The 335-nt window shown below is 73.4% G+C and carries 1 protein-coding gene; it reads right to left on the bottom strand.

Annotated elements, in window-relative coordinates; all coding sequences use genetic code 11:
* The coding region (locus Q0L15_RS20680; protein ID WP_296606576.1) for a 3-hydroxyacyl-CoA dehydrogenase family protein at window positions 1-335 on the bottom strand (335 nt) is incomplete at both ends.

Raw genomic sequence — 335 nt, forward strand, 5'->3', positions numbered from 1 at the left:
TCGCGGTCGCACCCGTCGACCACGGCGTCCCGCAGCTCGGGCGTGAGCTCGGCGGCGACCAGCCTGGTCCACGGCGACTGGAGGGAGGGGCCGAAGTGGTCGAGCATGTGCGCCATGCCGCCCTGCCCGCCGGCCAGGTGGAAGGTCAGCATCGGGCCGTGGACCGGCCAGCGCAGGCCGGGCCCGTCGGTGATGGACCGGTCGATCTGCTCGACGGTCGCCTCGCCGGCGTTCACCATGTGCAGCGCCTCGCGCCACAGCGCCTCCTGCAGCCGGTTCGCGATGAAGCCCGGCACCTCCCGGTCCATGGTGATGACCGACTTCCCGGCGTGCCG

Source organism: Nocardioides sp. (assembly GCF_024509035.1).
Classification (GTDB): Bacteria; Actinomycetota; Actinomycetes; order Propionibacteriales; family Nocardioidaceae; genus Nocardioides.